The sequence below is a fragment of the Streptomyces coelicoflavus genome (assembly GCF_003112555.1).
Classification (GTDB): domain Bacteria; phylum Actinomycetota; class Actinomycetes; order Streptomycetales; family Streptomycetaceae; genus Streptomyces; species Streptomyces coelicoflavus.
Genome location: NZ_BEWB01000002.1, coordinates 731,541 through 754,786 on the forward strand (window position 1 = coordinate 731,541; position 23,246 = coordinate 754,786).

The following is a 23,246-nucleotide window of genomic DNA, read 5'->3' on the forward strand; positions in this document are numbered from 1 at the left end:
TGTGGGGGTGTTGGGACGCGGGCAGGGGAATGCTCGCGACGCCGCATGACGCACAGGTGTGCGGTCGGTAAGAAGTTAGTGACGTGTGCATGGCACGTCTAGGAGTGTGACGGGACTCGTCACAGGACCTTGACGGGACTCGGCGCGGGACTTTCGGCCCTCGGTCCCGTCCGGAGGTTCGCGTACTATGGACGGCGCAGAAGGGGAGTAGCTCTTCGCCGGACCGTCGACATACTGCTCAGCCCGCCTGAGCCGGCGCCCGGAGGCAGGCCTCGTGCGCGAGGCTGGCCAGCGAGACCTTCGGCAAGCAGTGCACGCCCGTGCCGTACGGCACGGGTGGATCCGTGTGCTGCCGTGCCGAGGTGTCGCGCGTCGCGCGGATCGTGGGATCCGCGCAATCAGCACTCTCGGTGGGGTGGCCCCGACCGATTGAGGAATCTTGATCAGCCTGACCGTGACGGCGCTCGTCTTCGGTGTCGTCTTCCTCGCCGAACTGCCGGACAAGACCGCCCTCGCCGGCCTCGTCCTCGGCACCCGCTACCGCGCCTCGTACGTCTTCGCGGGCGTCGCCGCCGCCTTCCTGCTGCACGTCGTGCTCGCGGTCGCGGCCGGCAGTGTGCTGACCCTGCTGCCGCAGCAGCTCGTGCACGCGATCACCGGCGTGCTGTTCCTCGGCGGTGCCGCCGTGCTGCTGATGAAGAAGGACGACGAGGACGAGGAGGTCCGCAAGCCGCAGGACCAGTCCTTCTGGAAGGTCTCCGGGGCGGGATTCATGCTCATCCTGGTCGCCGAGTTCGGCGACCTGACGCAGATCATGACGGCCAACCTCGCCGCCCGCTACGACGATCCGCTCTCCGTCGGTCTCGGTGCGGTGCTCGCGCTGTGGGCGGTGGCCGGGCTCGGCATCGTCGGTGGAAAGGCCCTGATGAAGCGGGTGCCGCTGGCGCTGATCACGAAGATCGCGGCCGTGCTCATGCTGGGCCTGGGCGTGTGGAGCCTGTGGGAGGCGATCAGCGGCTGAGTGCCGGCCGGCCCGGGCCGCCACCGGTCCGCGGGGGCGGTCGGCGGGGGCGGTCGGCGGGGGCCGGGCGGGCATCGGTGGCGCGGGCCGCTGGCGCTATCCCCGCTCCGTTTTGTACCGTGGATGAACAAAGTGGCTCCCGCCCGTTCTCCCTGACCGGCGGGCGGGGCCACCTTGTTTCTCCTCCCCGTGCCTTGGAGTCTGCCGATGACGGCCACCGCCACCACCGTTCTGCCCGCCCGTGCCCTGCTGCTCGACATGGACGGCACCCTCGTCAACTCGGACGCCGCCGTCGAGCGCGTCTGGCGGCGCTGGGCCGACCGGCACGGGCTGGACGGCGACGAGGTCATGAAGGTCGTCCACGGACGGCAGGGCTACGCCTCGATGGCGCTGCTGCTGCCGGACCGGCCCATGGAGCAGAACCACGCCGACAACGCGCGCATGCTCGCCGAGGAGACCGCCGACACCGAGGGCGTCGTCGCGATCCCCGGCGCTTCGGAGTTCCTCGCCTCGCTGCGCGGGCTGCCGCACGCCCTGGTGACCTCGGCCGACGTGGCCCTGTCCACCGCGCGGATGGCCGCCGCCGGGCTCGCACAGCCGGACGTCCGGGTCACCGCCGAGTCGGTCGGCGCGAGCAAGCCCGACCCGGAGGGCTTCCTCAAGGGCGCCGCCGAGCTCGGCATCGCCCCCGCCGACTGCATCGTCTTCGAGGACTCCGGCGCCGGCATCGCGGCCGGGCGCGCCGCCGGGATGCGCGTCGTCGGGGTCGGGCCGCGCGCCGGGCTCCACGGGCCGGACGTGGTCGTGGAGGACCTCACGCGGGTGCGCGTCGAGGCCGGCGCGGACGGCACGCTGCGCCTGCACATCGGCTGACGGGACGGCCGGGACGGCCGGGACAGCCATCGGGGGCCCGCCTGCCCGGGCTCCTGGCCCGCCCCTCGTGCGGCTACCGCTGTCGCTGCTCCGACTCGAGCCTGCGGCGGGTGTCCGGGCCGTAGACGCCGACCCCGTCGGTGTAGATGCCGCGGTACCACTGGTACTGGCGGACCGCGTCCTCGACCTGGCGGTTGAAGTTGCCGTTGAAGTCGCCCCAGTACATGTCCATCCCCCTCAGGCGCTGCTGGAGTTCCACGACCTCCGGGCCCTGGTCGCCGCGCTGGAGCGTGGGGCCGTCGCCCGGGGCGAGGCCCTCTTCCTCGGACTCCGGCGGCGCGTCCTCGGCCGGTGCGGTCGTGCTCTGCGTCGGCTCGGCCGGCCGGGACGCCGTGGGCGAGGCGCTCGACGGGGACGGCGAGGCGGAGGCGCTCGCACTCGCCGAGGCGGAGGCGGAGGCGGACGCCGACGGAGACGGGGACGGGGAAGCGGAGGGCGCCGACGAGGCCGGGGAAGCGCTGGGCTCCTCGCTCGGTGAGGCCTCGCCGGTCGACGGGTCCGGCACGCTCGCCCGGACCTCGTCCGGCAGGGCGCCGTCCCGCGACGGGGTGTCGTACGAGAACAGCCCGCTGGCGTATCCCGCCGCGCCGACCACGACCACGACCGCTCCGGCCGCGCTCAGCAGCAGGCCCTTGCGGCGCCCGCGCGAGGGCCGTCCGCCGCCGCTCGCGCCCCCGGTGCCCGGGCCCGGCCGCGAGACCTGCGGAAGGGGCGCGGTGGCGGAAGCCTCGAACAGGCGCAGGTCGTGCGCGCTGGGCGAGCCGGCCGACGGGGCGAGCGGCGTCGGCAGCGCGGGTGCCGCCTTCGTGCCTCCGTCGCGCGAACCGGCACCGGTACCGGCGCCCGCACCTCCGTCCGCACCCGCACCGACCGCGCGCAGCGTCATGGTGGCGTCCGGGTCGGACGCGGACCCGTCGGGGCGCTCGCCGGACGCCGCGGGCGCCGCGGACGCCCCGGGTGCCTCGGGCGTACCGGAGGGCTCCGCCGCCCCGTCCAGCTCGACGTACGGCCGTATGCGCAGCGGGTCGAAGTCCTCCGCCGCTGCCGCCTGGGCCGTGCGCGCGTCGCGCAGGGCGTCGGACGCCCGTGTCCCGCAGGCGCAGGACGGGGTGTTGTCCGCCGCTCTGGGCGTGCCGCACTCCGGGCACGAGGCCCTCCCCGGCCGCTCCTGCGACGGCTCCTTCTCCTGCTCCACGCGTTCGTCCCTCCCCTCGCGCCCCTCGCGACTCCCCTCGCGAACTTCAGAGATTATGCAGATCTTCTCCACACTTCCGCGCACACGCCCCCGGAATACCGGCTTCCCGGAGGACTGAAACGGCCATATCCGGTCACACCGACCAGGATGGGCAGCGCGCGTCGGTACGCGCGCGAGTCATGACATCCGTGGAGGTCCACATGGCCGGAGAGGTGCGCGAGGCTGCGGAGGCGGACCCCGGGCGGGGGCCCGGGGTGCCGGAGGAGCGGGAGCAGGTCGCCGGCGGTGTGCTCGTGTCCATCGGGGCCCTGCTCCTCGGCATGCTGCTCGCCGCGCTCGACCAGACCATCGTCTCGACGGCGCTGCCGACCATCGTCAGCGATCTGGGCGGTCTCGAGCACCTGTCCTGGGTGGTCACCGCGTACCTCCTGGCGGCGACCGCCGCGACGCCGCTGTGGGGCAAGCTCGGCGACCAGTACGGGCGCAAGAAGCTGTTCCAGCTGGCGATCGGGATCTTCCTGGTCGGTTCCGCGCTGTGCGGCATCGCGCAGGGCATGGGCCAGCTGATCGCCTTCCGCGCCCTGCAAGGGCTGGGCGGCGGCGGGCTGATGGTGCTGTCGATGGCGATCGTCGGCGACCTGGTCCCGCCCCGCGAACGCGGCCGGTACCAGGGGCTGTTCGGCGCGGTGTTCGGGGCGACCAGCGTGCTCGGGCCGCTGCTCGGCGGGGTCTTCACCGAGCACCTCAGCTGGCGCTGGGTCTTCTACATCAACCTGCCCATCGGCATCGTCGCCCTGGCCGTGATCGCGGCGGTCCTGCACATCCCGCGCCGCACCACCCGGCACGTCATCGACTACCTCGGCACCCTCCTCATCGCCTCCGTCGCCACCTGCCTGGTCCTGGTGGCCTCGCTCGGCGGCACGACCTGGGCCTGGAGCTCCCCGCAGATCATCGGGCTCGCGGTGCTCGCGGTCGTCCTCGCCGCCCTCTTCGTGGCCGTGGAACGCCGGGCGGCCGAGCCCGTCCTGCCCCTCAAGCTCTTCCGCGTCCGCACCTTCACCCTCTCGGCCGTCATCAGCTTCGTCATCGGCTTCGCGATGTTCGGCGCGATGACCTACCTGCCGACGTTCTTGCAGGTTGTGCGGGGCGTCACCCCCACCATGTCCGGTGTGTACATGCTGCCGATGGTGTTCGGCCTGCTGCTGTCGTCGACCGTCTCCGGGCAGATCGTCAGCCGTACCGGCCGCTGGAAGGTGTTCCCCGTCGCGGGCACCGCCGTCACCACCCTCGGGCTGCTCCTGCTGCACCAGCTCGACGAGAACAGCGCCACCGGCGAGGTGAGCGCCTACTTCTTCGTCTTCGGCCTGGGCCTCGGCCTGGTGATGCAGGTCCTCGTCCTCATCGTGCAGAACGCCGTCGCCTACGAGGACCTGGGCGTCGCCACCTCCGGCGCGACCTTCTTCCGGTCCATCGGCGCCTCGTTCGGCGTGGCCATCTTCGGCACGGTCTTCGCGAGCCGACTCGCCGACCAGCTCACCGACGCCTTCCGGGGCGCCGCCCTGCCGCCCGGCGTCTCCGTGGACACGCTCAAGGCCGACCCGCGCGGCATCGGCGCCCTGCCGCCCGCGCTGCGCCCCGAGGCGATCCACGCCTACGCCTCCTCCATCACCGACGTCTTCCTGTACGCCGCCCCCGTCGCCCTCGTCGCCTTCCTCCTGGCCTGGTTCCTCAAGGAGGACCGGCTGCGCGGCTCGGTCACCGCGCCGGACGCCACCCAGACCCTGGCCAGCAACCCGGTGGAGCGCTCCTCGCACGACGAGGTGTGCCGCGCCCTGTCGGTGCTCGGCACCCGGGAGGGCCGCCGGGAGATCTACCGCCGGATCACCGCACGGGCGGGGTACGACCTGCTGCCCGCGTCGAGCTGGATGCTGCTGCGGGTCCGGAGGTACGGCCGGGTGGAGCCGGCCCAGCTCGCGGAGCGCAGTCCCGTCCCGCTGGCCACCGTGATGGCGGCCGCCCGCCAGGTCGAGGAACGGCACCTGGCCGTCCGGGAGGGCCCCGACCTGGTCCTCACCCGCCGGGGCCGCGAGGTCGCCGAACGGCTGGCGCTGGCCCGCGAGGACTCCCTCGCCGAACTGCTCGGCGACTGGTGGGGGCCGGACCGCCCGACCGACCTGGTGCAACTCGTGCACGAGTTGACCGGCGAACTGTGCGGCTCGGAGCGGGAGCGCCCGCAGGACCGGCGCACGGGACGCGAGGGGGAGGAGCGGCGCAAGGGGCGTTCGCCCGCGCGGGCCGGCTAGAGGGGCGCCGTCAGGAGTCGCGGCGCAGCGGCTTGGCGAACCAGTGCTCGGCGTAGGGACTCTCGTTGTACGCCTCGGTCTCGGTGTAGCCCAGGCGCGCGTACAGGGCGCGGGCCTCGATCAGGTCGCCGCGCGTGTCCAGGACCATGCGCTCGGCCCCGAGCGTGCGTGCCACGTCCTCGGCGGCCCGCACGAGCAGCGCGGCGCCGCCCCGGCCGCGCATCCCGGCGTACAGGAACACCCGGGTCAGCTCGGCGGTCGCGTCGTCCAGCAGCCGCACGCCCGAGGTGCCGGCCGGTTCACCGCCGTAGCGCGCGACCAGCAGCCCGCCCCGGGGCGGTACGAGGTCGGAGCCGGAGTACGCGGCGATCTCCCGCTCCAGCTCGTCGGGGTCGGTGGAGCGCCCCTCGTACAGCTGGTACCAGCGGTCGCTCACCTCCGTGTAGTACGCGCGCCAGAGGGCGGCGGCGACGGGGGAGTCGTACGGTTCCGGGGCGACGGTCCAGGTCATGACGGGCATGGTCGGCAGGGACCGGTGGACGGAGCAAGCGTATTTTCCCACCGATGCGCCCTCGGCGCACGCCGTGCGCCGTTTGAGCGCGGCCCCGGAGGCAACCCGAACCGCGAACCGGCTTGCTCGGAGAGCCGGCAGGCGGAATACCCGGAAGGCACTCATGTCCACAGGCGTGATCATCGCTCTGATCGTGGTCGTGGCGGTCGTGCTCGTCGCCGCGGCCGTCCTTGCCCTGCGCGCACGGGGCCCCCAGCACGGCGGAAGTCTGAAGCGCCGCTTCGGGCCCGAGTACGACCTGGCCGTCGCCCGGCACGACGGCGACACCAAGGCCGCCGAACGCGAACTGACCGAACGGGTGCGGCGGCACGGGTCGTTGCGCACACGGCCCCTGGAGTCCGCCGAGCGCGAGCGCTTCGAGGCGCGCTGGACCGCGGCCCAGGAGCGCTTCGTCGACTCCCCGCGCGAGGCGGTCGCCGAGGCGGACCGGCTGCTCGCGGAACTCGCCGGCGCGCGGGGCTTCCCGGACGGCGGGCAGTACGAGGAGCAGCTCACGGCGCTGTCCGTGCACCACGCCCACCACGTCGAGGGCTACCGCCGCGTGCACCGCGTGACCCACGCGCGCGTGGACGACGCCCGGGACGGCGGTGGCGCGGGGACGGAGGAGATGCGCGCGTCCATGGTCGAGGCCCGCGCCCTGTTCGAGGCCCTGATGCGCCCGGCCCGCCACGACGGCGGCGACGGGCGGCGGACCGGTACCGAAGCCGGCGAACCGGCACCGGCACCGACTCGCGCGGCCCGGGCGCCGCACGGGTGGTCGCTCGGCAAGCGCCGGCCGAAGGAGAGCTGAGGCAATGTCCGACGTGACAGGCACCACAGGCAAGATCGGCGGCACGGCTGCCGACCGCGGCACCCCTGCCGATACCGGTCCCGATCCCGGCATCGCCGCCGACCCCGGCACCGCCGCCGATCCCGGCGCGGTCGCCGATCCCCGCACCCCTGCCGGTCCCGGCACCGGGGCCGACCCCGTCCCCAACTCCGGCGCCGCCCCCGGCACCCGGGCGGGCGGCGACGCCGCCACTGCCGCCGTGTCCCGCACCGCCGCCGGGGCAACCCCGGCGACCACCCCCGCGTCGGCCCCCGCGCTCCTCCCGCCCGGTGCGTCCGACCGGCTCGGTGAGCGGCTGCACCACGCGGTGGCCGGGTTCGTGGACGCGCCGCGAGCCTCCGTCGAGGAGGCCGACCGGGTCCTGGAGGAGGTCGCCGCCGTCCTCACGGACGCCGTGGCGCACCGTCGGCAGGCCCTGCGCACCTCCTGGCAGGAGGCCGGGCAGGCCGGCGGCGCGCCCAGCACGGACACCGAGCAACTCCGCCTGGCGCTACGGGACTACCGCGAGCTGGCGGACCGTCTGATGCGCCTGTGAGCGACGGGCGTCACCGCTCCGCCCGGCCCTCCCGCCACCGCCGTACGACCTCTTCGACGTCGTAGGGCTTCAGACCCAGCGGGGGGCCGGGCGGCGGTTTGAACATGACGTCGCGGATCTTGACGTTGATCTCCTCGACGATGCGGCGGACCACCCGCTCCGACGGGGCCTTCGCCGCCGCCTCCAGGGCGTCCTCGGCCTCCTTGCGGAGGGCCAGTGTGGGCGGCAGTACGGAGAAGCCCTCGCGGGCCATCTTCCGCTTGACCCACCACAGTTCGTCGTAGGTGCTGTCCATCTCGCTCGGCAGGGGCTTGCCGACGCCGGGCAGTTCGGCGAACTCGCCGCGCGCGTCCGCATCACGGATCTGTTTGTCGACCCAGGACTCGAAGTCGACGCCAGGTGGCTTTCGCTCGGTCATGACCCCATTGTGCCGGACAGCACACCACCGGTCGATCTATCATGCGGCGGCGACAGGCCAACGGACCCAGAAGGAGCGCACGTGCTCGAACTCACCATGGCCGCCGTCACCGCGGCGGACGCGGGCGCCACGGCCGGCATGCAGATGGCCGACGCGCCCAGCGAGCCGGACGCGGTGCTGCGCGTGGGCAGGGACAGGTCCGTGTGCCGGCTGTCGACGCCGGACGACTGGCTGTTCGTCTCCCGGGTCCACCTGGAGTTCCGCTGCGGGGCCGACGGCACCTGGCGGCTGAGCTGGCTGCGCGGTTCCCAGCCGGACCCCTCCAGCGAGGTCCGGCTGACCATCGGCGAACACTTGCAGTCCCTGCCGTACGGCGGCACGGTGCCGCTGCCCAGGGGCGGCAGCGGCGAGGTCGTGGTCCAGGACCGCGCGGAGCCGCGCAGCGTCAACGTCGGCTTCTACCACGAGGCGTAGCCGCTCGGCGGGGTCAGGCCAGCACGCGTGCCAGGGCGAAACCGTCGTACCCCTTGGTGCCGACCGTCTGGACCGCGGTGCCGCTGAGCCGCGGATGGCTGCCGATCAGCTCGATGGCGGCGCGGGTGCCGCGCACGTCGTCGCCGGTGTCGCCGGCGTCGGCCACGCGGCCGCCGCGGACCACGTTGTCGATGACGATCAGGCTGCCGGTGCTGGTGAGCCTGAGGGCCCACTCGAGGTAGTGCGGGTTGTTGCCCTTGTCGGCGTCGATGAAGACCAGGTCGAAGGGCGGCGGGTTCTCGTCGGCGAGCTTCGGCAGGGACTCCAGCGCGGGACCCACCCGGACGTCGACGAGGGCGTCGAGGCCGGCGCGGGCGATGTTGCGGGTGGCCACCTCCGCGTGCCGGGCGCTGTACTCCAGGGTGACCAGGCGGCCGTCGGAGGGCAGGGCGCGGGCCAGCCAGATGGTGCTGTAGCCGCCGAGGGTGCCGATCTCCAGGATGGTGCGGGCGCCCTGGATCTGGGCGAGGAGCTGGAGGAGCTTGCCCTGGTTGGCGGCGACGTTCACCGGGGGGAGCCCGGCGGCGTCACTCTCCCCGCGGGCGGCCGCCAGGGCGTCGTCGTCCGGTGCGAGGTGGCTGATGAAGTAGCTGTCGACGTCGTCCCAGACCTTCGACTCGCTCATGCGGGGCCTCCCGTGTACGTCGTGACGTGTTCCCGGTGCGCGGGCCGGACCCGTGCCCCGAGGCGGAAGAGCTGGCGGGAGCCGCCCTCCGGGCCGGGGGCGACGACTTCGGCGGGGGTGAAGCCGAGGCGTTCGTAGAAGGCGCGGGCGCCGCTCTCGGTGGCGCCGGGGTGGTCGGCGCCGAAGGTGACCACCTCGACGTCGGCCGGTTCCCGCACCCATCTGCGCATCGCGTCCCGCATCAGGGCACGGCCGACGCCGCCCGCGCGGGCCTGCCGGGACACGACCAGCCAGTGGACGTGGTGGACCGGCGCGTCCGCCTCCGTGTCCGTGCCGAACAGGAGCCCGCCGAGCAGCTCCGCGCCCGCACCCGGGCTCGCGCCGGTGTCCGGGGCCGGGGCGACGGCGACCAGGGCCGCGCCCCGGCGGATGTGCTCGCGCACCGCGTCGTGGAATCCGGCCTCCTCGACCATCGGGCCGAACCAGTGCTCCACCTGGCCCGCCAGGCCCAGGAATCCGGGGAAGTCTCGCTCCTCGGCGAGTCTGACCATCATCCTGGCAGTCTCTCAGACGGGGGCGATCAGCGCCGTCCCTCCACCGCCGGTGCCGAGCCCGGCAGCGGGCGGCCCGCCGACTCCGTCATGAACCACACCGCCACGCCGCCGACCACGGCCGCGGCCATCATGTAGTACGCGGGCATCATCATGTCGCCCGTCGCTCCGATCAGCGCCGTCACCACCAGCGGTGTCGTCCCGCCGAACAGGGACACAGACACGTTGAAGCCGATCGACAGCGAGCCGTAGCGCACCCGGGTCGGGAAGAGGGCGGGCAGCGCGGACGGCATCGAGGCGGTGAAGCAGACCAGCAGCAGGCCCAGCGCGCCCATGCCCAGGGCGACCGCGAGCAGGCTGCCCTCGCGGATCAGCAGCAGCGCCGGGACGGACAGCAGCAGGAAGCCCGCGCAGCCCGCCGCGATCACCGGCCGCCGTCCGACCCGGTCGGTCAGCGCGCCCGCGAACGGCTGGACGACCATCATCAGGGCCATCACGCCCAGCACCACGAGCAGCCCGTGCGTCTCGTCGTACTCCAGCTCGCTGGTCAGGTAGCTCGGCATGTACGACAGCAGCATGTAGTCGGTGACGTTGAAGACCAGCACCAGGCCGACGCAGAGCAGCAGCGCCCGCCACTGACCGGTGACCATCTCGCGCAGCGGCACCTTCACCCGCGCCGTCTCCGCCTTCTCCACCTCGGCCGCGAACGCCGGGGTCTCCTCGAGCCGCATCCGCAGGTACAGGCCGACGATGCCCATCGGGCCCGCGATCAGGAACGGGATGCGCCAGCCCCACGACATCAGGTCGCCGTCCGACAGCAGCGCCGTCATCAGCGTCACCAGGCCGGCGCCGCCGATGTACCCGGCGAGCGTGCCGAACTCCAGCCAGCTCCCCAGGAACCCGCGGCGCCGGTCCGGCGCGTACTCGGCGATGAAGGTGGACGCGCCCGCGTACTCACCGCCGGTGGAGAAGCCCTGCACCAGCCGGGCGAGCAGCAGCAGCACCGGCGCCCAGACGCCGATCGTCGCGTACGACGGGATCAGGCCGATGGCGAACGTGCCCGCCGCCATCATGATCATCGTGACGGCGAGCACCTTCTGCCGGCCGACCCGGTCTCCGAGCGGACCGAAGACCATGCCGCCGAGGGGACGAACCAGGAAGGCGGCGGCGAAGGCGCCGAAGGTGGAGAGCAGCTGCGCGGTCGGATTGCCCGACGGGAAGAAGACCTTGCCCAGCGTCACGGCGATGTAGCTGTAGACGCCGAAGTCGAACCACTCCATCGCGTTGCCCAGCGCCGCCGCCTTGACGGCACGCCGGACGAGCGCGGGATCGGTGGCGGTGGGGGCGCCGGAGGCACGCGGGACGGGTGCGGGGGTCGTGCGGGACGGGGGAGTGGCGACGGGGGCGGCCGACAAAACTACGCTCGCCTGCTTTCGACGGGGACAGGGACGGAGGCGGGGGAACGCCGTGTGACCCGTACGGCGGCGCTGTCGCCGGGCCGGAAAGAGCCCGCGGCACTCGGCCACGGGCAGAAAAGCGACCATAGGCGCTGATGCGCCGTTTACGCCCGGTATGCTTTTCGTTGCACTGTGCACCGAAATGGCGTGCACGCAGGGGACATGCGCGCGCCGTGCGCGGTTCCCTCGGCCGCGAGCTGTGATCCTTCTCGCTCGCCGGATCGAAAGGCGGGCGGTTGTCAGGTTGAGTGGGGGGTGCTCGCGTCTTCCTCCGAAGGTGGTGCGAGCCTCATAGGGTTCGCAGGGACGACACACCGCGTACACGAACGCGGTACGTAGGGTACGTGCGGACGGTACGAACGGGGCGGGAGGCCGACGAGGCGTGGCGAATGCGGAGCACAGTGGGCGACCGGCGGATTCCTTCGGAGCCACGGCCGCCGACGCGACCAGAGCACGGCTGCGCGTCGCACGTCTCGGCCTGTGGCTGATCGCCGCCGTCCTGGCCGTACGGCAGGTGGCGTCGGTCCTCGGCACCCCGCGCGGGGAACGCCTGACGGACCTGGAGACCTGGGTCGGCGAGCACGGCGTCCTGCACGTGGAGGGGTCGCTGTACGACTCCACTCAGTTCACCGGCACGCCGTTCGTCGGCCTCGTCCTCAAACCCTTCACCCGGGCGGCCGAACAGGCCCTCGGCTGGGGCTGGACCTTCGGCTCGCTGCTGCTGGTGGTGGCCCTCGGCCTGGTCGCCGCCCGCGCCCTGCCCCAGCCCGTCGGACGCCGTACGGCGCTGCTGGCGGCGCCCGTCGCCATCAGCCTGCTGATGCTGTCCCTCCCGGTGCGCAACGCGTTCTGGCTCGGCCAGACCAGCATCATCCCGGTCCTGCTGGTCCTGCTGGGCTGCTTCGCCGTACGGGGGGCGCAGGGCGACCGGGTGGGCGGCGTGCTGATCGGCGTCGCCGCCGCCTTCCAGCCGACCGTCCTCCTCTTCGTCCCCCTGCTGTGGTTCACCGACCGCAGACGCGCCGCCGTGTCGACCGCGATCACGTTCGCCGCCTGCACCGCCGTCGCCTGGGCGGCGATGGCGCAGGACTCGTACACGTACTGGGTGCACCACATGGCCGGCGTCGGCCTGGGCGGCGAGGCCGACGACCTCGCCAACCAGTCGCTGCACGGCGTCCTGCTCCGCCTCGGCCTGAACGGTCCGCTGGAGATCGCCCTCTTCCTCCTGCTCGGCGCCGCCGTCGCCGTCCTGGCCCTGCGCCGCGCGGTGCGCTACGCCCGTGACGGCCAGCTGCTGCTCGCGGTGGCCGTCACCGGCTGCGCGGCCGTCGTCGTCTCCCCGGCCACCTGGCAGCACCAGCTGCTGTGGGTGCTGCCCGCGCTCGTCGGCCGGGTCGGCAAGCGGGCCTCCGACCGGTACGTGTGGCCGGTCGCCGTCGTCCTGGTGATGACGCTGCCCGCGAAGATGATGCTGCCGAACATGGAGGCGCTGTACCCGCTGCGGGACAACGTCGTGCTGCTCGCCGCGCTGGCCGCCGCCGTCGCCGTGCCCTTCCTGCCGCGCACGTCGCCCTACTTCGAGAACCCGACCCCGACCGCCTACGCGCCGCCGGTCCCGGCCCGCTTCAAGCACGTCCCGCTGCTGCCCTTCCTGCGCCGGGTCCTCACCCGCCCCAACCTCCTCCTCGAGCTGCTGCTCATCCGGGTCACCTACGCCGCCTACTCCCAGGTCCGCCTCGCCGCGACCGGGGGCAGCAACTCGGCGGGCCGGGCGCGGGCCGAGGAGCACGGGACGCAGATCCTGGACCTCGAGCGGTTCCTGCACATCGACATCGAGCACACGATCAACCACGCGGTGGTCGGCGTCGGCTGGCTGCGGGACTTCTTCGACTTCTACTACACGTCGTTCCACTTCATCGTCCCGCTGACCGTCCTCGGCATCCTGTACTGGCGCCGCCCGGTCGACTACCGCTGGGCCCGCGCCTCCCTCGGCTTCGCCACGCTGCTGGCCCTGGTCGGCTTCTGGCTCTACCCGCTGGCCCCGCCGCGGCTGATGCCGGGCCTCGGGATCATCGACACCGTGCACGGCGTGCAGGACTTCTCCAAGCCGGACTACGGCACGCTGACCCACCTCACCAACCAGTACGCGGCGATGCCGTCGCTGCACTTCGGCTGGTCGCTGTGGTGCGGGGTGGTGATCGCGGTCATCGCGCCGAGGATGTGGATGAAGGCCCTGGGCCTGCTCCACCCGCTCTTCACCGTCTCGGCGATCGTGGCGACCGGCAACCACTGGGTGCTGGACGCGGTGGGCGGCGCGGCCGTGGTCGCGGCGGGCTTCGGGCTGACGTACTGGTTCCAGGGCCCGCGGGCCCGGACGGCCGTGGCGGCGGCGAAGGAGCCCGCGGAGCCCGCGCCCGGCGTCAGCAGCGGCCCCCCGGCCCCGGCGAAGGACCGTACCGCGAGCTGATCCGGTACTCGCCCGGCTCGTCGACCGTCAGCCGGGTGAACTCGCCCTCCTGCGCGAGACACCCGCCGTCGCTGCGCAGCCACGGCGACCAGGCGACCCGCACGGTCACCGCGCCGGGCCGCGCCACGCGCAGTACGAGGTCGGCGGGGCCGGTGGAAACGACGGTGCCGGGCGCGGAGACGAGCGGTACGGCGTCCCGCACCCGGTACACCTGCCAGTGCGCGTCCCGCCAGACGGGCTCCAGCCACTCGGGCCGCCGCTCCGGGTCCCGGACCAGCTTCGCCTCGGCCCTCGCCGGACCGTCCGGCTTGCCGAGCGGGGCGACGACGAAACCGACCGCCCACCGGTCCAGCCACTCCCGGTAGGTGGCCGCGGAGAAGCTGCCGTCGTAGAACAGGCGTCCGCGTTCCACGTCGAGCTGCCGGTTCCAGCCGCGGGCCATGTTGACGTGCGGGGCGAGCAGGGTGGCCTCCCGGTGATTGCGGGCGGGCACCACCTCCACCCGCGTCCGGTCGGCGCCGAACCCCTCCAGAGCCGCCACGACACCCTCCGTCTCGGCGGCCCAGGCGGGCACGACGGTGGACACCCTCAGGTCGCTCACGGTCTTGCCGCCCACCCACCACACGGAGTAGGCGAGCGCGACGGCCAGCAGCCCCCGCGCGAGCCGCCGCACCCGGTCCGCGGTGAGCGCGGGCGGGGCGGTGAGCAGGGCCGCCAGCAGCACGGCGGGCGCGAACAACTCGGCGAACCGCTCGACGTTCGTCCCGACCGGCGAGGCGATCAGATACGTCAGCACGGTCCCCAGCGCGTACACGGCCCCGCTCCACCGGGCGACCCGCCAGGTGTGCGGGGCCAGCACGGTGACGGCGAGACCGAGCAGGACCGGCGGCCAGATGCGGGCGAACGGCATCGGCTGCTCCCCCGTGAAGGGGAAGAACAGCGTCGTCAGCCCGACCACGGCCGCCGGGGGTATGAGCAGGACGAGGGCGCGCCCCCAGTCCCGTACGAGCAGGAACGCGGCGCCCACGACGGCCACGAACAGCCCGGCCACCGGCGAGGCCATCGTCGCCAGCGCCGCGTACCCGGCGCCGAGCCACAGGCGCCGCTCCCGCACCAGCGGCACGCAGGCCGCCAGGGCGAGCGCGACGCCGAGCGCGAAGGTGGCCCGGCCCGAGGCGACGTCGCACCACAGCGCCAGGGAGGCGAGCAGCGCGGGCCACACGGGCCGGCGCACCCCGCCCCGCACCAGCAGCACCGCCGCGAGCCAGGAGGCGGCGAGCCCGGACACCACCGTGACGGTGCGGACACCGACCAGCGCCATCAAGTACGGCGAGAAGACGCTGTAGTTGGCGGTGTGCATCCCGCCGTACCAGAACAGCCCGTACGCCGAACCCCCGTGGTTCGAGGCGAAGTCGGCCCACGCCTCCTGCGCGGCGAGGTCCCCGCCGCCCGTCGCGAGAAACGCCCACCACACCGCGTACAGCGGAATGGTGGGCAGGGTCGCGAGCAGCGGCACGCGATGCCGGCGCCCGAAGGCGCGCAGGGCGTTGCCCGGACGTCTGTCCCGGCGCTGTTCGGGCCGGCGGACGGTGAGTTCGGCAGGGGCCACGGTCGGGGTTTCCGTTCGAGGTCATCGAGCGTGCCCGGAGTGGACACACGTGCGAAGACGATAAATCGAACAGAAACGTTGGCCCGGACCGGGTCCGGCTCCCGCTCCGGCTCAGCCGGTGCCGGAACCGGCCCCCTTGCCGGGGGTCCAGTCCCACTCCACGATCTTCTCGGCGAGCTTCGGCAGCCTGTCGTCACCGGGCTTGACGTCGATGTAGAACAGCGCCTCGTCCGGGTGCTTGTCGTCGCCGCCCCAGCGGACCACACCGCCGCACTCCGCGAGGATGTCCCGGATCACCGTCAACTGCTGCGGGAAGAAGCCGCCCCGCACTCCCGACGGGTAGGAACCCGGCCGGATCTGGACCGCCGTACCGGACGCCTGGTTCGACTCGGCCATGCCCTTGCGGACCGTGGAGGGGTGGCGCCAGCCGGTCACGTCGCCGTGGCGCAGTTCGTCGACCTCGTAGTGGAAGCGGCGGACCACATGGACCAGCACGGTTTCGACGTCGCCCATGCGTACCTGGACGCCGTCGACCGGAAGGCCCGGTACGGGTCTGGTGTAGACGTGCCCGCGGTTGTCGGCGGTCTTCTCCATCTCCCAGCCGTTGCGGGACGGGACGCCGCTCAGGACGCGCTTGTTGCGCTCCTGCGCCTTGCGCACCGACTCGCGCAGCTTGTCGGGTTCCGGACCGGCCGGCTGGGCGAGGGCGGGGGAGGACAGCACCTGGGAGCCGACGGCGGCCCCGGCGGCCAGGAAGGCGGCACGGCGCAGGACGTGGCGGCGGGACAGGGGGGTGGTCACGTGTGGGTGCCCTTCTTGTGGTGTGCGATGACGAGCCAGGTCAGGACGAGTGCGCAGATGCCGAGCAGCAGGGTGGCGGGGTTGAGATAGGACGGGACGACCGCCTCGGTCACCCGGCCGTCACCGGCGCGGCAGCCGAAGTGCAGCGGCACGAAGGTCGGTTCGTAGCCGGTGACCCTGCCTTCGACGGCCTTCGCACAGGCCTCGGCCTGGGCGTGGTCGTCGAAGAAGAACAGGTGGAGCAGCCCCCAGGTGTACATGCCGACCGCCGCGTCCCAGGCCAGTACGGCCGCCGGGCCGAGGAGGGTCGTGCCGTTCCGGCGGGCCCGCACCAGGCCGGTGACCGCGCGGACCGTGAGCCACACCACGGCGACGAGACCGGCCAGCAGCAACAGCAGCAGGACGGCCCCCTCGTGCTCGGCGTAGGGCTGGTCGCCTGACATGTGCCGTACTCCTGTCAGAGGTTGCGGGAGATGGAGTTGTACTTCTCCATCACGTAGTAGAGCCCCATTCTCTTCTTGGCCTCCTCGTAGGCGACGTCGCCGGGACCCTGGTAGCGGCGCAGGACCTCGTAGATCTCCTGGTCCGTGTAGCCCAGGGTGGGCTGGCGCAGGGCCGGTGAGTCGTCGTCGCCGCCGGGCTTGCCGTCGATGTCCCAGCGGTGGATCAGCGCGACGCTGGTCAGGGCGTACGTCTCGCTGTCGTACGCCTGCTTCCACGCGTTGTACTTGTCCTCGTCCACCGACACGTCCCGGCGCGGCTGACCCGACCCGTACCCCTTGTCCAGCGCGTGGTTCCAGGCGCCGATGAGGGTGACGGCGCGCTGCTTGGCGATGCCGGTGGAGGTGTCCCGGATGTACTGCCGGGTCGTGTTGAAGGCCAGGATGACCGCGGCCCAGGCCGCCTCGTCGTCCGGGGAGATGTGCCGCATCTCCCAGTAGGCGGTGGTCTGGATCAGCGCCTTGCGCATGTTGTGCCGGTTCGACAGCTCCGTGATCAGGTCGTCGTGCGCGGTGACGGTGCGCTCGAAGCACTTCCAGTGCTGGTACGACCGCAGTCCCCCGTCGAGGGGGAAGCCGAGGGACTCCATGTACTTGCCGACGTCGGTCTCCATGGCCGTCGTGACGTCGGGGCTGAGACGGGTGTCGGGCTTGACGCCGCGGGGCGGGTCGAAGGATCCCTGACCGCTGTCCCGTCCGGAGGCGATGTTGACGTCGATGTTGATGGAGCCGCTGCCGGAGCCGACGGTCTTGGTGACGATCTGGTCGTAGGCCCAGTTCGCGGGCAGCGGGTATCCGAAGTTGCCGGAGAACCCGGAGGACATGTCGGACACGAACGACGCCGAGGCGTGTCCGGCGTCGGACACGCGCGTGCACACGTTGCGCGGGCCGTACACGCCGACCGTGTACCGGTTGCCGTCGTCGCGCATCGCGTCCTCGATGCCCTTGAAGTGCGGCAGGACGCTGTCGGTGACCTCGTAGTCGTACGCGTCGAAGTCGACGGCGAAGAAGATCCTGGCCCCGGACTTGAACCCGTGGTCGAGGGCGGCGTTGATCGCGGCCTGGCCCGCGGCGCGCCCCAGCGGATAGCTGAAGTCGCTCGCGCCCCGGCCGAAGGTCTGGTAGATCGGGAAGCAGCGCATGCCCTCGTCGGCGATGGTCTGCAACTCCCCGGACTGGATCTCCTTCTCGGGCACCGTGCCGCCGCCCGGGACCGGGTTGGTGAGGTAGCGCCCCACGATCGTGATCCCCTCCGCCTTGAGGGCCTTGGCCCGGTCGGGGGTGATCCGGGTGACGCCGTCACAGGCGGAGCCCTTGCGGTCCTGGTCGCCGTACGACACCAGCAGCGACGCCCAGGTGGAGAAGTCGCCCTGTCCCGTCACCGGGAGCTTGGCGAACGACTGGAACGAGCGGACGGCGTCGGCGAGCGCCGAGGTGAAGGTGCCGCCGAACGACACCGGCCGCGCGTTGAGCAGCATGCCCGCGGTGAAGAGCTGCACCCAGGTGCCGGACGACCCCACCGACAGCGTGTGCGCCTTGATCCCGGACTTGGTGCCCGGCCCGAAGTTGCCGTTGGCCACGCCGTCGGCCATACCGATCGTGTACTGCACCGCGTAGAGCATGGCCGTGGCGACGGTCCGGGAGTGGTGTCCGTCGCAGGGCACGATGTAGAAGTCCCGGCGGTTGACGAACTCGCCGTTCATCCACTGCTGGACGGCCCTGATCTGCTCGGAACCGCCGTTGACGGTGACGTACGGGTCCATGTTCAGCAGGCCCTTGAAGACCTTCGGGACCACGTCACCGCCGGGGTAGGCGAAGTCGACACCCATGTCCGACTTCAGCGACAGCACCGAGTCCTGGACCCGCTCGCTGTACGTCCCGTCGATGCCGCCGCCGTCGTACCCCTTGCAGTACAGGCCGGCCTGCACGATCCGGACGATGTTCTCGGGAGCGCCCGAGGCGTGGATGTTCGGGTACTTCGACTGGAGCGTGGAGAGCGTCGTGGGGCCGAAGTTGTTCGACAGGCCGGAGATGCCCAGCTCGTACTGGAGCGCCCGGGTCAGGGCGTACATCACGGTCCAGCTCGTCTGGCCGTTCTCGTCGAGCCGCGATATGCCCAGCTTGGCGCCGTCGTCATACGTGGTGTTGATGAACTGCTGCGCTGCGCGCACCATCTCGTCAGCCATGGGCCGGCTTCCTCTCGGACGGAGGGCGCCGCCACCCGAGCCCGAGTGAGGCCGCGCTCGACCGGCGCGAGTCGGGCAGAGGTGGTGCGTGCCCGCCGCGGTCGTGTGTCAGGGGGTGACCTGTTGCGAGTGCCTGAGGCGCACACACTTTAGGCACACGAAGATCACACGGCCCAGAGTGCGGCTCATGGTTGGCGCAATTGCGCACGCCGACGCGTCACTTGTGGGTGGTGCGGGCCCAGTCGACGAAGGTGGCGAAGACGGCGGGGGCGAGGGTGAGGGTCGGGCCCGCCGGGGTCTTGGAGTCGCGTACGGCGACGGTGGCGTGGGGGGTCTCGGCCACTTCGAGGCAGTCGCCACCCTGGTCGCTGCTGTAGCTGGACTTACGCCACTGGGCCGTCGTCGGTATGGCCTTGCTGTCCATAGCATTCCTCCATCACCCGGCGAATCAATTCCGCCGAGTCCTTGAGGGACAGCGCGGCGGCCCGGAGGTGATCGTAACGGAGCGAACAGTCCTTGACCGTCTCCGGGTTGGCGGTCGGATGACCGCTGCCGTACCTCTCCGTGTAGAGGATGGTCGGGTCCTTGGCGAAGCGGTAGAGGTTGAATGAGCCGGTGAGTCCAGGGTGTGCGCCGACGGAGAACGGCAGCACCTGGACGTTGATCCGGGGATTGTTCTCGAAGGACAACAGGTGGGCCAGTTGCCCGCGCATCGTGTCCCGGCCGCCGATCTCCTGGTGGAGCGCGGCCTCACTGAGGACCGTCCAGAAGACCGGCGGCTCCTCCTTCTCGAAGATGCGCTGGCGGGCGAGCCGTACCGCGGTGCGGTCGTCGAGGTCGTTCGGGTCGAGTGTGCCGAGCACGGCCCGGACGTAGGCGTCGGTCTGGAGCAGGCCGTGGATCATATGCGTCTGGAAGGTGCAGATCTCGGCCGCCCGCCCCTCCAACTCGGCCACCTGTTGGAACCAGGCCGGTACCTGACTGCGCATCACCAGGTCGACGAGTCGGGACAGTAATCCTCCCGTACCCAGCGCAGCGTCCACCCGTTCGCTGAACTCCGGCGTCGGCAGTTTCCGTGCCGTCTCGATCTGGCCGACCAACGAGCCGGTGTAGTTGATGATGTCGCCGAGCTGCCGTTGGGTCAGGCCGGCGGCCTCCCGGTGGCGGCGCAGCTCGAAGCCGTAGTAGTCGAGCGGCGAGGCGCCCGGGTCAAGGACGTTGATGTGGGTCACGCACAGCCCCCTTCGCGCACAACTCGGTCCACTGGGGCACCGGTTGTATCCGTTGCGTAGCCCACGGTAGTCGTCCGACGTCAGGCTCGTGCCGTGAACGAATACTTTCCCTCGGTCCTCGCGGGCCACCGCGCGGACCAGTACCGGATGAGCTTCACCGCCGGCGCGCACTCGGCGGGGCACGTCCGCCGCATCGTCCGCTCGTACCTGTGCGAGTGGGACCTGGCCGAGCTGACCGACGCGGTGGAACTCGGCGTCACCGAGCTGCTGGCGAACGTCGTGCGCCATGTCCCGGACCGGCGCTGCACGTTGCTGCTGCTGCGCCAGGCGGGCGGGGTCCGGGTGGAGGTGGCGGACGGGAGCCCCCGGCAGCCCGTACCGTCGGCGTGGGTGAGCCACGACGCGGAGGGCGGCCGGGGGCTGGTGCTGCTGGACGCGGTGGCCGACAAGTGGGGTGTCGCGCCGGGTGCCGGGGGCGGCAAGGCGGTCTGGTTCGAGTGCGGGGCGGGCTCCGTACCGGATTAGGTGAGGGAGTCCTGCGACGGCACGACGACTCCGTACATGTCGGCGACCGTGGCGAGGGCGCCGTAGTGCACCTGACGGGCGTCGAGTTCGGTGTCCGCGACCGGCAGGGCGCGGGTGGCGCAGGCGTCGGCGACGACCGTGGGGCGGTTGCCGCGCAGGAAGGCGCCCTGGGCGGTGAAGGTCACGCACATGTGCGTCATGAAGCCGACGACGACGAGGTCGTTGTGGCCGGCCGCGTCGACGTGCTCGCCCAGGTCCGTGCCGAAGAAGGAGTCCGGCGCCTTTTTGGTGACGACGGGCTCGCCGTCGACGGGGGCGACGCTCGGGTGGATCTGCCCGACCTCGGCCCCGAGGTCGTACGGGCTGCCCTCGCCGCCGTCGTGGACGACGTGGACGACCTTGGCGCCTTCCCGGCGGGCGCGGGCCAGCAGGCGGGCGCCCGCGTCGAGCGCGTCCTGCCAGCCGTCGAGTTCCATCACGCCGGTCGTGTAGGTGTTCTGGTAGTCGACGAGGACCAGCGTGGAGTCGGCGAGCTTGGCGGGGGTGTCGTCGAGTCCGCTGACGCGGCGCAGCGTGGTTCTGGGCATGAGGGCTCCTTGGGATTCGGGTGTGGGCGGCAGCCGTTGCGTCGGCCTGCTCCCACGACGCTACGGCCGCCCGCCGGTGTCGGCAACGTCGTCTAACATGCAGATACCGACATGGCCGTGCGACGCCCCGGGAGGCACCGTGAACCCCGCCGGACGACTGATCGTCGTCGTGCTCTTCGACGGCGTCGACCTGCTCGACGTCACCGGACCGCCGGAGGTGTTCTCCCTCGCGCGGCGCGAGACGGAGGACGCGGCGGGCTACGAGGTGGTCCTCGCCGCCGGGACCACGGGCCCGGTCACCACCGCCGCCGGTGTCCGGGTCCTGCCCGACGTCACCTTCGACGACCTGTCCGGGCGGCGCGTCGACACCCTGATCGTGCCCGGCGCGGTCGAGGTCGACGGTCGGCGCCGGATCCGGGCGCTCGCCGATCCGGTCGTGGTGGAGTGGGTGCGGCGGCTCGCCGGCCAGACCCGGCGGGTCACCTCCGTCTGCGTCGGAGCGCACGTTCTCGCCGCCGCCGGGCTCCTCGACGGCAAGCGGGCCACCACGCACTGGTCGACCGCGCGGCAGCTCGCGGACGAGCATCCGGAGGTCGAGGTCGACGCCGACCCGATCTTCATCCGCGAGGGCGACGTGTGGACCGGCGCGGGCATCAGCTCCTGCCTCGACCTCTCCCTCGCCCTGGTCGCCGACGACCTCGGCGAGGCGGTGGCGCTGCGGGTGGCCCGTCAGCTGGTGATGTACCTGAAACGGCCGAGCGGGCAGAGCCAGTTCAGCGTGCCGCTGGAGCAGGTCTCCACCACCCGGCGCGTCGAGGATCTCCGGCACCACATCATGCGCAACATCGCCGCGCCGCTCACCGTCGCCGACCTCGCGGCCCACGCCCACGTCAGCGACCGGCAGCTCACCCGCATCTTCAAGACCGAACTCGGCACGACTCCGTACGCCTACGTCGAGTCGGCGCGCGTGGAAGTGGCCCGCCAGCAGCTGGAGTCCACCGACGCCACCCTGGAACGCGTCGCCTCCGCCTGCGGTTTCGGCACCGTCGACACCCTGGTCAGGGCCTTCCGCCGCAGGCTGGACACGACACCGACGGAGTACCGCCGCCGCTTCCGGACCGTCGTGAGCACCCACAGCTAGGCCGGTTTCGCGCGGCGTGCCACCACAGGAAGGCGGGGACGGCGCTCAGCGTCATACCGGCGGCGCCGATCCACAAGGTCGCCGTCGCGCCGAACGCGGCCCCGGACGCCCCGCCCATGAGCCCGCCGAGCGGAACGCCGCCCGAAGAGACGAACCGGGCCGTCGCGGCCATCCGGCCCAGGAGCCGGTCCGGGGTGAGTGACTGCTGAAGACTCGACTGGGCCACCACCCGGACGACGCCGCCCAGGGAGAGTGCGGCGAGCCCGACGGCACCCCCGTAGAGGGTCCAGCCGGGGCGGGCCAACGGCATGAGGAGAGCCAGCGGGCAGGTGGCCAGCGTGGTGAGCCAGATGACCGGTCGCTGTCCGATCCGCTTCGCCAGCGTGGTGGCCGTCAACGCGCCCAGCAGGGCGCCGCACCCCATCCCCGACAGGACGAGTCCGATGCCGAAGGGCTCCAGGCCCATGGTGCGCTCCAGGAAGACCAGCAGCATCGTCTGGTACATCACCAGGGAGAGGTTGAACAGCGCGTCCGAGATCATGATGGCGCGCAGCGCGGGGTGCCGGAGGACGAAGTGCAGGCCCTCCTTGATCTCCCGTCCGAGTCGAGGGCTCGGGCCGGGTTCCGGCGTCTCTTCTCGCCGGCGGATCGTGGCCGCGAAGAGGCCGGACATGGTCATTCCGGCGGAGCTCGCCAGGAGCGTCGCCGGAGCCCCCACCAGACCGACGAGAGGCCCCGCCACCGCCGGGCCGCCGATGCTGGTCACCGAGCGGATCGCCGAGAGCTTCGCGTTGCCCTCCACGAGCTTGTCGCGTCCCACCAGATGCGGCAGGTAGCTGACGTGGGCGACGTCGAAGAACACGGTCAGCACCCCGTGCAGCAGGGCCACGGCGTACAGCAGCCGGACGCTGAGCAGGTCGGCCCACCAGGCGAGCGGGATCGTCAGGAGGGCCGCCGCGCGCAGGAGGTCGCTGCCGATCAGCACGGTCCTCTTCCGCATCCGGTCGACCCATGCCCCGGCCGGCAGCCCGACCAGCAGCGAGCCCGCCGTGGTCGTCGCGGTCAGCAGCCCGACCTGGAACTCGTCGGCGTGCAGGGTCGCGATCGCCACCAGCGGCAACGTCAGGAAGATGATCCGGTCGCCCAGCTGCCCGAGTGCGGTGGCGGCGAAGAGGCGCCGGAAGTCCGGGTTGCCGAGGAGTCCGAGCCGGTGAGACGTGGGCATG

Annotated in this window: 23 protein-coding genes; 9 read left to right on the forward strand and 14 right to left on the reverse strand. The window is 72.3% G+C overall.

Translation table 11 applies throughout. From position 1 onward, the window contains the following. Positions 1-439 precede the first annotated feature (439 nt). The gene (locus tag Sco07f_RS03365; protein ID WP_042826057.1) at positions 440-1,021 is read left to right on the forward strand and encodes a TMEM165/GDT1 family protein; all 582 of its coding nucleotides are present in this window, start codon (positions 440-442) and stop codon (positions 1,019-1,021) included. Between the two features lie 207 nt (positions 1,022-1,228). Further along, positions 1,229-1,894: an HAD-IA family hydrolase gene (locus tag Sco07f_RS03370; RefSeq protein ID WP_108986881.1), complete on the forward strand. Its 666-nt coding sequence runs from the start codon at positions 1,229-1,231 to the stop codon at positions 1,892-1,894. A 73-nt stretch (positions 1,895-1,967) separates the two neighbouring features. Here the strand turns inward: Sco07f_RS03370 and Sco07f_RS03375 are convergent, their stop codons facing one another. Continuing rightward, positions 1,968-3,149, reverse strand: a complete 1,182-nt coding sequence (locus Sco07f_RS03375) for a peptidoglycan-binding domain-containing protein (RefSeq protein ID WP_054100624.1) — start codon at positions 3,147-3,149, stop codon at positions 1,968-1,970. A 200-nt stretch (positions 3,150-3,349) separates the two neighbouring features. Here Sco07f_RS03375 and Sco07f_RS03380 point away from each other — a divergent pair, with 200 nt between their 5' ends. Beyond that, the gene (locus tag Sco07f_RS03380) at positions 3,350-5,452 is read left to right on the forward strand and encodes an MDR family MFS transporter (protein ID WP_054100625.1); all 2,103 of its coding nucleotides are present in this window, start codon (positions 3,350-3,352) and stop codon (positions 5,450-5,452) included. A gap of 10 nt (positions 5,453-5,462) precedes the next feature. On the opposite strand, the gene Sco07f_RS03385 is transcribed toward Sco07f_RS03380, so the two are convergent. Then, positions 5,463-5,963, reverse strand: coding sequence for a GNAT family N-acetyltransferase (locus tag Sco07f_RS03385; protein ID WP_042826050.1), 501 nt, complete (start codon positions 5,961-5,963; stop codon positions 5,463-5,465). Positions 5,964-6,126: 163 nt separating this feature from the next. On the opposite strand from Sco07f_RS03385, the gene Sco07f_RS03390 reads away from it, so the two are divergent. Together Sco07f_RS03390 and Sco07f_RS03395 are read left to right on the forward strand one after the other, a co-directional pair. Next, positions 6,127-6,813, forward strand: a complete 687-nt coding sequence (locus Sco07f_RS03390) for a hypothetical protein (protein WP_054100626.1) — start codon at positions 6,127-6,129, stop codon at positions 6,811-6,813. A 4-nt stretch (positions 6,814-6,817) separates the two neighbouring features. Beyond that, on the forward strand, positions 6,818-7,387 hold the full coding sequence (locus Sco07f_RS03395; RefSeq protein WP_108986882.1) for a hypothetical protein: 570 nt from the start codon (positions 6,818-6,820) through the stop codon (positions 7,385-7,387). A 10-nt stretch (positions 7,388-7,397) separates the two neighbouring features. Here Sco07f_RS03395 and Sco07f_RS03400 read toward each other — a convergent pair whose 3' ends face one another. Further along, on the reverse strand, positions 7,398-7,805 hold the full coding sequence (locus Sco07f_RS03400; RefSeq protein WP_007388412.1) for a DnaJ family domain-containing protein: 408 nt from the start codon (positions 7,803-7,805) through the stop codon (positions 7,398-7,400). An 81-nt stretch (positions 7,806-7,886) separates the two neighbouring features. On the opposite strand from Sco07f_RS03400, the gene Sco07f_RS03405 reads away from it, so the two are divergent. Then, on the forward strand, positions 7,887-8,279 hold the full coding sequence (locus tag Sco07f_RS03405) for an FHA domain-containing protein (RefSeq protein ID WP_164243925.1): 393 nt from the start codon (positions 7,887-7,889) through the stop codon (positions 8,277-8,279). A gap of 13 nt (positions 8,280-8,292) precedes the next feature. Here the strand turns inward: Sco07f_RS03405 and Sco07f_RS03410 are convergent, their stop codons facing one another. From Sco07f_RS03410 to proP, 3 genes are read right to left on the reverse strand one after another with little or no spacing between them, the layout of a single operon-like run. Next, positions 8,293-8,964: an O-methyltransferase gene (locus tag Sco07f_RS03410; RefSeq protein ID WP_054100628.1), complete on the reverse strand. Its 672-nt coding sequence runs from the start codon at positions 8,962-8,964 to the stop codon at positions 8,293-8,295. Further along, a complete protein-coding gene (locus Sco07f_RS03415; protein ID WP_007388410.1) occupies positions 8,961-9,518 on the reverse strand; it encodes a GNAT family N-acetyltransferase in 558 nt (185 codons plus the stop codon). The genes Sco07f_RS03410 and Sco07f_RS03415 overlap by 4 nt, the downstream gene beginning before the upstream one ends. Before the next feature lie 26 nt (positions 9,519-9,544). Next, positions 9,545-10,930, reverse strand: coding sequence for a glycine betaine/L-proline transporter ProP (gene proP / locus Sco07f_RS03420; RefSeq protein ID WP_042822203.1), 1,386 nt, complete (start codon positions 10,928-10,930; stop codon positions 9,545-9,547). A 424-nt stretch (positions 10,931-11,354) separates the two neighbouring features. Here proP and Sco07f_RS03425 point away from each other — a divergent pair, with 424 nt between their 5' ends. Beyond that, positions 11,355-13,439, forward strand: coding sequence for a bifunctional glycosyltransferase 87/phosphatase PAP2 family protein (locus Sco07f_RS03425; protein ID WP_108986884.1), 2,085 nt, complete (start codon positions 11,355-11,357; stop codon positions 13,437-13,439). Here the strand turns inward: Sco07f_RS03425 and Sco07f_RS03430 are convergent. The 6 genes from Sco07f_RS03430 to Sco07f_RS03455 all read right to left on the reverse strand — a co-directional run bounded on the left by Sco07f_RS03430 (position 13,393) and on the right by Sco07f_RS03455 (position 19,767). After that, on the reverse strand, positions 13,393-15,048 hold the full coding sequence (locus Sco07f_RS03430; RefSeq protein WP_108986885.1) for a DUF8823 domain-containing protein: 1,656 nt from the start codon (positions 15,046-15,048) through the stop codon (positions 13,393-13,395). The two genes, Sco07f_RS03425 and Sco07f_RS03430, sit on opposite strands and share 47 nt — an antisense overlap. A 111-nt stretch (positions 15,049-15,159) precedes the next feature. After that, positions 15,160-15,849, reverse strand: a complete 690-nt coding sequence (locus tag Sco07f_RS03435) for a hypothetical protein (protein WP_054100632.1) — start codon at positions 15,847-15,849, stop codon at positions 15,160-15,162. Continuing rightward, positions 15,846-16,292 (reverse strand): hypothetical protein, encoded by a 447-nt coding sequence (locus Sco07f_RS03440; protein WP_007388406.1) that lies wholly within the window; start codon positions 16,290-16,292, stop codon positions 15,846-15,848. Before Sco07f_RS03440 ends, Sco07f_RS03435 begins: the two co-directional genes overlap by 4 nt. A 14-nt stretch (positions 16,293-16,306) precedes the next feature. Beyond that, the gene (locus Sco07f_RS03445; protein ID WP_007388405.1) at positions 16,307-18,535 is read right to left on the reverse strand and encodes a glycoside hydrolase domain-containing protein; all 2,229 of its coding nucleotides are present in this window, start codon (positions 18,533-18,535) and stop codon (positions 16,307-16,309) included. 217 nt (positions 18,536-18,752) lie between these two features. Continuing rightward, complete coding sequence (locus Sco07f_RS03450; RefSeq protein WP_108986886.1) at positions 18,753-18,959, reverse strand: DUF397 domain-containing protein; 207 nt, start codon at positions 18,957-18,959, stop codon at positions 18,753-18,755. After that, positions 18,919-19,767, reverse strand: a complete 849-nt coding sequence (locus tag Sco07f_RS03455) for a helix-turn-helix domain-containing protein (protein ID WP_108986887.1) — start codon at positions 19,765-19,767, stop codon at positions 18,919-18,921. Before Sco07f_RS03455 ends, Sco07f_RS03450 begins: the two co-directional genes overlap by 41 nt. Before the next feature lie 93 nt (positions 19,768-19,860). On the opposite strand from Sco07f_RS03455, the gene Sco07f_RS03460 reads away from it, so the two are divergent. Next, a complete protein-coding gene (locus Sco07f_RS03460; RefSeq protein ID WP_108986888.1) occupies positions 19,861-20,292 on the forward strand; it encodes an ATP-binding protein in 432 nt (143 codons plus the stop codon). Here Sco07f_RS03460 and Sco07f_RS03465 read toward each other — a convergent pair. Then, positions 20,289-20,879 carry a cysteine hydrolase family protein gene (locus Sco07f_RS03465; protein WP_108986889.1) on the reverse strand — a complete coding sequence of 197 codons (591 nt, stop codon included), beginning with the start codon at positions 20,877-20,879 and terminating at the stop codon, positions 20,289-20,291. The two genes, Sco07f_RS03460 and Sco07f_RS03465, sit on opposite strands and share 4 nt — an antisense overlap. 139 nt (positions 20,880-21,018) lie before the next feature. Here Sco07f_RS03465 and Sco07f_RS03470 point away from each other — a divergent pair, with 139 nt between their 5' ends. Then, positions 21,019-22,020 carry a GlxA family transcriptional regulator gene (locus tag Sco07f_RS03470; protein ID WP_167468002.1) on the forward strand — a complete coding sequence of 334 codons (1,002 nt, stop codon included), beginning with the start codon at positions 21,019-21,021 and terminating at the stop codon, positions 22,018-22,020. Here the strand turns inward: Sco07f_RS03470 and Sco07f_RS03475 are convergent. Then, positions 21,938-23,245: an MFS transporter gene (locus Sco07f_RS03475; protein ID WP_108986890.1), complete on the reverse strand. Its 1,308-nt coding sequence runs from the start codon at positions 23,243-23,245 to the stop codon at positions 21,938-21,940. The two genes, Sco07f_RS03470 and Sco07f_RS03475, sit on opposite strands and share 83 nt — an antisense overlap. Position 23,246: the final 1 nt, after the last annotated feature.